This window comes from Methanospirillum hungatei, from assembly GCF_020216685.1.
Taxonomy (GTDB): Archaea; Halobacteriota; Methanomicrobia; order Methanomicrobiales; family Methanospirillaceae; genus Methanospirillum; species Methanospirillum hungatei_B.
In genome coordinates this window covers 1-7,577 of the sequence record NZ_JAIWNS010000221.1, presented here as the reverse complement: position 1 = coordinate 7,577, position 7,577 = coordinate 1, and the positions used below count along the sequence as shown (strand labels likewise).

General features: G+C 42.4%; 7 protein-coding genes. 1 reads left to right on the top strand and 6 read right to left on the bottom strand.

Going from position 1 to position 7,577, the window contains the following annotated elements:
• Positions 1-287 precede the first annotated feature (287 nt).
• The 4 genes from LDL35_RS13295 to LDL35_RS13280 all read right to left on the bottom strand — a co-directional run bounded on the left by LDL35_RS13295 (position 288) and on the right by LDL35_RS13280 (position 4,221).
• Positions 288-1,469 (bottom strand): ABC transporter permease, encoded by a 1,182-nt coding sequence (locus tag LDL35_RS13295; RefSeq protein WP_304023271.1) that lies wholly within the window; start codon positions 1,467-1,469, stop codon positions 288-290.
• A complete protein-coding gene (locus tag LDL35_RS13290; protein WP_304023269.1) occupies positions 1,469-2,152 on the bottom strand; it encodes an ABC transporter ATP-binding protein in 684 nt (227 codons plus the stop codon). Before LDL35_RS13290 ends, LDL35_RS13295 begins: the two co-directional genes overlap by 1 nt.
• An 11-nt stretch (positions 2,153-2,163) precedes the next feature.
• Entirely contained in the window at positions 2,164-3,543 is a 1,380-nt protein-coding gene (locus LDL35_RS13285) for a hypothetical protein (RefSeq protein WP_304023267.1), read from the bottom strand.
• 204 nt (positions 3,544-3,747) lie between these two features.
• The gene (locus LDL35_RS13280) at positions 3,748-4,221 is read right to left on the bottom strand and encodes a hypothetical protein (protein ID WP_304023265.1); all 474 of its coding nucleotides are present in this window, start codon (positions 4,219-4,221) and stop codon (positions 3,748-3,750) included.
• Between the two features lie 175 nt (positions 4,222-4,396).
• Between LDL35_RS13280 and LDL35_RS13275 the strand changes: the two genes are divergently transcribed.
• Positions 4,397-4,936, top strand: coding sequence for a hypothetical protein (locus tag LDL35_RS13275; protein ID WP_304023263.1), 540 nt, complete (start codon positions 4,397-4,399; stop codon positions 4,934-4,936).
• Between the two features lie 99 nt (positions 4,937-5,035).
• Here LDL35_RS13275 and LDL35_RS13270 read toward each other — a convergent pair whose 3' ends face one another.
• Complete coding sequence (locus LDL35_RS13270) at positions 5,036-6,187, bottom strand: ATP-binding protein (RefSeq protein WP_304023261.1); 1,152 nt, start codon at positions 6,185-6,187, stop codon at positions 5,036-5,038.
• A gap of 151 nt (positions 6,188-6,338) precedes the next feature.
• A partial coding sequence (locus LDL35_RS13265; RefSeq protein ID WP_304023259.1) for a serine/threonine-protein kinase occupies positions 6,339-7,577 on the bottom strand: 1,239 nt, incomplete at its 5' end.

Sequence of the window (7,577 nt, the reverse complement as noted above, 5' to 3'; positions counted from 1 at the left end):
AAATACAAAATCATTCGTATGACAATTGTCTGATAAACGGTAGAGCCGATGTGATACTGGGGGTATATGTTCTTCTCATTTGTGATCGGATGATTCCTGGTGGCAGGGTATATAGTCAGACAGATCATAGCGATTCAGACATCTCACCGGAGAAATAATCCATTGGATAATACCGGATTTACTTTCTGTACCTTAAACCAGGTACACATGACAAGTCATTGGATTATTATGTAAAAATAGAGGATATAACTGGTTGGAAGATCCAACCAGATGGTTATGAGTTCTTGTTATTCTGCCCGGAGAGCTTCTATCGGGTCCATCTGGGCTCCCCGCCAGGCAGGGTATAAACCGGACAGGATACAGATGATAAGACCGACAGCCATGGCATAGGGAAGATGGATCAGACTCTCATAGGTGAAGAAATATTTCGTATTCCCTATCATGATGTGGATAAAAAAATACCCCATGATGAGACTGAGAATCATCCCGAGTGTTGCACCAAGAATCCCAATTAATGTTGCCTCATAGACAAACATCCTAAGAATCTCTTTCTTTTGTGTTCCGATACTTCGGAGAACACCAATCTCCCGTATTCGTTCGGTAACAGACATCATCATGATGTTAAATATGGAGACTGCGGCCACAAGCAGGGAGATACTGGCGATAAGCGTAGCAAAACTGGTAATCGTGGAGACAGAGGAGGAGATCATGGAGACCATCCGACTGCTGTCCTGAACCCGCACCGTCTCTTCTCTCCGGTTCATCTGTGAGTCAATATCACTGGATACGGCATCGGCATCATTTATATCATGTAACACGATATTGACCTGGTTGAACTCATCCTTTGCACCAAATGTTGATTCATACATATTCTTTGTCATAATGACTGCATTATCAGTGCTCAGATCCATGGACATGCCTCGTGATTCGATGATGCCTGAGACCTTCACTCCAGCGCCTCCGACAGAGAACCTGCTTCCCACTTTGAAATCATTATCTTCAGCAAAGCCTGACCCGATAAGAACAGAATTATCACTGCTCGGATAGCCTCCGGATGTAAGATTATTAAGGATGGTCTTCATGTCACTGACTTCAAGGCCATAGACCTGTGTGTTCCATTCATCTTTCCCTTTTTTCACCTTCGCACGGATGGAATGAACCCCATACACATACCCGTATTTGCTCGCAATCTTGTAGATATTTTTATACTGGCTTTTTGTCAGGTTGTCACTTCCGGAAGACATACCCGGAGGGCCGCCCCCACCTCCCTTTCCTGAATACGGACTTACAATCAGTTTATCTGCCATAGCGGAGAGAGACTCGGTTACAGAAGCGGTCATATTTGACCCAAGCATGCCCATACAGGCGATAGAGATGATACCGATGGTAATCCCGATTGCAGCAAGGATTGACCGGAGGAGATTAATTCTGACATTCCGGACCGCCATAGCAAAGATGATATCCTTCATCACGGACCATCCCGGACGATTTTTCCATCCCGTATTGTAATTATCCTGTCAGCCTGTTCTGCAATAGTTGGATCGTGGGTGACAATAATGAGGGTTTTCCCCTTTTCATTCAGCTTTTTCAGGATCTTCATAACGAGAACTCCGGTTTTTGAGTCCAGGTTTCCGGTTGGTTCATCACACAGGAGAATTTTCGGATTATTTACAAGGGCACGGGCTATTGCTACCCGCTGCTGTTGTCCGCCGGATAATTCACTGGGTTTATGTTTGGCTAACTCCTCATTGATCCCGACCATGGAGAGGAGCTTTGAAACCCGTCCGGTGGTGTCCTTTTTCCGGTATTTCAGTGTGTAGGGGTATTCCACATTCTCATATGCAGAGAGGAGAGGGAGCAGATTAAATTTTTGAAAGATAAATCCTATTGTCATGAGACGGAGACGGGTAAGCTCATAATCATTCATCTGGGTGATACTCTTCCCCCCAATCTTCAGATCTCCGGAGGTTGGAACATCCAGGCATCCAAGCTGATTGAGGAGTGTGGATTTACCTGAACCTGACGGGCCGATGATAGCAACAAACTCGCCTTTTTCAATAGAGAGGGAAAGGTCATCAAGAGCCACGACATCTCCTGAAAGAAGGGGATATATCTTGGTGATATGCTCAAGACGAACTACTTCATCTGCCATGCCGTCACCGGTCACTTAAAACTGATCTTAATCTTCCGTCCATTGGTCAATCGTTTCCATATCTTCCAGATGATGACAATAACCAGCAGAATGCCAATTCCGTATAAAATCTCCATGACCGGTAAACTATTCAGCCCTGATCCCATGCCGGACAGTGGATTCATAGGGTTTGATCTGCCAGACGGAAGAGACCCTCCTGCCTGCCCGGATGAAGATCCTGATGGTGGACTGCCACCTCCGGGAAACCCACCAGAAGCCCCATTCATTACAGAACCAAATCCGCCATTGACCTGGTTTGTATCAATCGAGATGTTCTTCGAGAACTGGTTTCCTGATGAATCCTTGTATAAAATGACAAGAGGAACTGACTTCAGGTTTTGTGGAACGGTGATCTCAAAACTTGCAAAGTCCCCGGATGTGATGGTCCCGATAACATACTTCTGATTCGGGTTTCCGGATTCATCGGCAGCACTCTCTAACGCAACAATAACACCATATGCATCCGAAAGACCGGCATTTGATACATCTCCGGTGATCGTATTCCCGCCAGACCCTGATGTCACCTCAATATTATTGATGAGGGGATCAGCTGCAAGTTTATCGGTGCCAAGAGGAATTGCAATGGTATACGATGTTTCATGGGCATTCATCCCGCAGGTATAGCTGATGTTAAAGGTAAGGTCTGTCTCTTTTGAGGGAGTTATCTCAAAGGGGATTGCTTTTTCAGAATGAGGGGGCAGATCTCCGATGAATGCTGAACTCCGGTTGGACTTTATACCGTCTCCGGATGGGACAATGGTAATCCCGGTCATGTTTACACTTTTCGCATTCCCAAGCAGGAGCGTAAGTCGTGTAGTTACGCCACTTGTAAACACCTGGGGGATACCTGATACTGATACCGCAAGTTGGGGCTCTTCTACCCGGATGGGAACATTATATCGAAGGCTTCCTGCATCTTTATAATTGATGTAAAATGCCGGATAGTAGATATTCTCAGGCTGGTTGGCAAGAATGGTAAAGGTAAATTTTGTCTTTGTACCGGCACCGATTGTCCTGCTGCTTTTATAGACATCGCTATTTAGGACCACAATCTCCTTTGAGATCAGCTGGGCATCAGTAATTGCAACATTCGAAGTGCCGGTATTTTCCACGGTAAACGTAATAAGCCCCACATCTCCGGTCATCAAAACAGATGGTTCTATTACAACGTCAGTTACGGTAACCCGTCCGGCAGCATCAATAGTCTCATTGGTCGCAGCTCCAAACACCGGCTGAGAACATGTCATGACACCGGCGAGCATAATCAGCAGAATCGCGATTACAGAAAGATTTGAAATCACTTTATAACTTTTTTTATTTTGAACAACCGGTATACTATGTAGCTCATTCATAAAAGCCCTCAGGGAATGTGATGCCGAAAATATATTCTCTTAGTATTTCTGGTTCGCATGACGAAAGGAGTTATCGAAATCATGTGAATTATATTTGTAAAATGGTGTTCAAATGGTATCTGATTTGTACGCGATGCGTGGGTCAAACCATACTGTCATAATTATTTCCAAAAATGGAATAAGGTCCGGATGAGAACGCCATTCCTACTGTGGTGGCTTCTCACCTTGGTTTGGAGGGACCGGGCGTTCACCAGGGTTGTTCTTCCAGAACTCGTCTAGGAGACTCTGGGCAGCGGTTGTATTTCCACCTGCAAGAGCGGCTTCAATTGCTGTAACATCCTTTCCTTTTTCCTTCAGTTCCTGGATGATCTTTCCAAGTTGCTCTGCACTCATCTCAGGGCGCTTGGGTTTTGCTTCCGGGTGTGCAGCATAGAACTCATCGAGGAGCTTTCTGGCAGTATCATTATCACCACTGTCTATTGCAGCCTGGATCTTTGATACATCAAAACCCTGTTCACTCAGGTTCTGAACCATTTTGTCAAAGCCACCATCCGGATGTCCATTCGGAGGCCCATTTGGAGGTACTGCAGGTGTATCCTCTGCAAGAACACTGCAGGCCATCACACTCAGGATCAGTGTGATAATCAAATAAACGAAGATATTCGATGCTTTTCTCATACTTAATCTCCTGATTCAGACCATCGAATGCTGAAGATCTGATGTTCAGTCACCACGTATCGGGTGAGAATAGAGATAAATATCACGAAACCAGCACGTACAATATCCAACCATCTGGTTCATCATTCATTATCAGCATCGATGACCAAATCAGTATAAATACAGGTAACCATCTATGATTTTTACCAAAATTAAACGGAGAGCATATCAGAGTCTTCTCCTGGGATTGTTCATACTCTGTGTCGTTTTTCTTTGTGGGACGGTAACGGCAGATACTCATGACATAGATAATTCCGTCATTACATTTCACCTGACAGATTTGGGAGACGATGATATACTCCGCGTATCACTGATGAAAGAAGGAGAGTCTTCAAAAGATGGCATGGTCAGACAGGAACAGAATATTGAATTTATCAGAGATCGGAATGAGATCAGATGGAATCCATGCAATGATAATGCATGCATGGTCTTCTCGTCAAAAACCGCCGGGGGAAAAACCGGACGTGATCAACTCATCCTTACAATAACATTCAGCAATCCAAAGGTGGATGTAACTTCCTGTTCTGGTAATCCCACCTGTGAACGACTCAAAGGAGGAACCTATACAAAAAGCGGGATGCTGGACGGGATACTCTATACCGGAAAGACCTATGCAGTATCTGTAAGCAGCCTGAAAGCAGGGATTGGGGAAGCGTTTGAGATGCATAATATATAAGAACCATATTTTGGGATTATTAAACCAGGGAACTAAAAGAAATAATATTTTAAGTAATTAAAATAGAGTGTTACTCGTTAATAAAAACGGTTTAAATTATTAGGGATTACTTCTATATTTTTTCAAAGGAATAGTAATATCAAACTGTGCCCCGGTTAATCCAGCCGGCCTAGTTTCTTCAATGGTCATATTATTCAAGGCTAGAATACTCCTAACATAGTATAAACCCATCCCAGAATTTTTCCCAATTTTCGGTAAAAATATTCGTTCTTTTTCATCCAGATCAATTCCAACACCGTCATCTTCATATCGGATTTTCAAATTATCCTTGTCATGAAATGCTGATATCCGAATGGTAGTAGCTTTACCATGGAGTAATGAATTTTGAATCAGATTATTAAATACTCTTTGAATCAGGGTATCGGCAAATATTTCAATACCATTAATAGTTGATTGAATAATCAGAGGAGAGAAGAGGAAATTAGATTTAACACCATCTATAATACTTTCCACGGACTGCCAAAATGGGCAGACAGAATTCGTATTAATATCTCTGATTTCCTGAACAGTTTTTATTATCTTTTCGAGAAGAACATGCATGTCAGATAGTTCTAAAAATACTTCATCAGAATATTTATAGTGATCCATCATTGATTCAAGATTAAGCGCATGAATAGTCAAAAGATTCATTAAATCATGAAATAGGACAGATTGTAGCAGATTATCTTTTTTTTGCATTTCAAATAAAGCAGATTTTTGAGGTATCATTCCATGAAAGTCAGGATTAATTGCTATTTCAGATAAATCCCAAATAAGAGTGCGAGAGATCTCTTGTAAGATCTGGATAATATTACTATCTTTTTTATACGATTGAACTTGATAATGTTGAGTGAGAAATTCAATTTCTTTAATGTCTTCAGAACCACTTACAACAAAGATCGGAATGTTGCTCCCATTGTCCCGAATATGAATAATGAGATCTCTTCCATGGTACCCAGGCATATCAAGATCCGTAATCAGTGCATGATACGACCCTAATGAAAGAAGAACAAGGACATCATTCACGCGTGTTGTTGTTGTAACAGAGATGATTCCTGACTTTTCTAGTAACATCTTTCCCATTTCAAGAAAGGTTGCATCATCATCAACCCAAATTATTTGTATTGCGCTATTTGTTTTCTTTTTTTCTATCTCCGGACATTGGTATTGTTCCGAAAAAAACCTCTCATTGTTGACTTTTATTTCCTCCATTTATTCTCACCATACCAAAAAAAGATATGAATGGGTAAATCATCCCTTACGAATAATAATGAAAATGTTCTTTTATAACTTAATCAGAACCATAGAATCCAATATCATACCAAATAGTTGTATCTTCGACATTCTAACCGCAATCCATTAATTAATCGGAAAGCATGTCTAATATAAGTGTCAATATGGCTAAAAACTCTTTTACATTCTGATATCGCAGATTAGGATCAGCCTGTAATGACCGGGAAACAATTTCATCGCAGGTTTTTAATGCAGGATTCACCTCTGAAGGGAGGATATATTCATTCTTCTGAATTCTGGTGAATAATTCTCCAATATTCGAAGTCCCATACGGGGGAGTCCCACAGATCAATTCATACAAAAGTATCCCCAGCTGGTAGATATCCGTTCTTTGATCCCCATTCCCGTATTTTTCCGGGGATAACTGTTCAGGACTTGCATAATACAATGAGAAACTGGTATTTCTCGTATCATCAACCCGTTCAATCAGCCGGGAGAGACCCCAGTCGGTAAGTTTTACTGTTCCGTCATCCGCGATAAGTACATTTCCCGGTTTAATATCACGGTGAATGACCCCATTCTCATGAGCATATGCAAGAGCAGAGGCTATCTGTCGGATGATAGAAAAAGCCCTGCCAGGAGAGACGGGGAGCGTAATGTCTTTGAGGGATCTTGGGATGTATTCCATCTCAACATAGGGAACCGGGAATATGTTCTGATCAGTAATCTGAACAATGTGAGGATGCGTAAGATCCCGCCAGACTGACATCTCATTCAAAAAGGTCTTCCCACTTGTTTCATCAGCAGAGAATGGTATTTTTAGCGCAACAACCTTCCCGTCAGCATTTCTTATCGCACGATACACAATCGCCATTCCCCCGCTTCCAATAACAGAAATGTCATGATATTTAGAGGTTAATCTTTCAGGAAACGAAGGGGGGAGCTCTTCAGATATCAGGGGAAGAGAACGGGTGATGGTCTGATCATGACCGGTTCCATGACCGGTTCCTTCCTTTTTATAAATGAAATGAGTGGTAATAAGCGAGAAGGCAGCACCAGGAGTAATAATCGTCAGAGCGGTTACAATATTTACCTGAAGTGCAAAGTTCACGGGGATACGGACAGAGAGAAGGAGAATGATTGCAATAACGGAGAAGAGGATGTGTGCCTGGTGCAGGGGAACGAGTGGCCGGTCTCTAAACAGCGATACTGCCTGAATTACCGATGAGAGAGCAAGATAAAAAAGGATACCAAACGTTGCATACATGGTATGAACAAATGGATCAATTCCACCTTCAAACGACCCAAGCCCATATAAGACAATAATAAAGGCACCAATGAGACTTGCGCTGATGATGTGACAGATTAT

Bases quoted from the DNA above. Each gene is read 5' to 3' on its own strand.
- LDL35_RS13285 (WP_304023267.1), bottom strand. From the start codon at position 3,543: ATGAATGAGCTACATAGTATACCGGTTGTTCAAAATAAAAAAAGTTAT.
- LDL35_RS13290 (WP_304023269.1), bottom strand. From the start codon at position 2,152: ATGGCAGATGAAGTAGTTCGTCTTGAGCATATCACCAAGATATATCCC.
- LDL35_RS13275 (WP_304023263.1), top strand. From the start codon at position 4,397: ATGATTTTTACCAAAATTAAACGGAGAGCATATCAGAGTCTTCTCCTG.
- LDL35_RS13295 (WP_304023271.1), bottom strand. From the start codon at position 1,469: ATGAAGGATATCATCTTTGCTATGGCGGTCCGGAATGTCAGAATTAAT.
- LDL35_RS13270 (WP_304023261.1), bottom strand. From the start codon at position 6,187: ATGGAGGAAATAAAAGTCAACAATGAGAGGTTTTTTTCGGAACAATAC.
- LDL35_RS13280 (WP_304023265.1), bottom strand. From the start codon at position 4,221: ATGAGAAAAGCATCGAATATCTTCGTTTATTTGATTATCACACTGATC.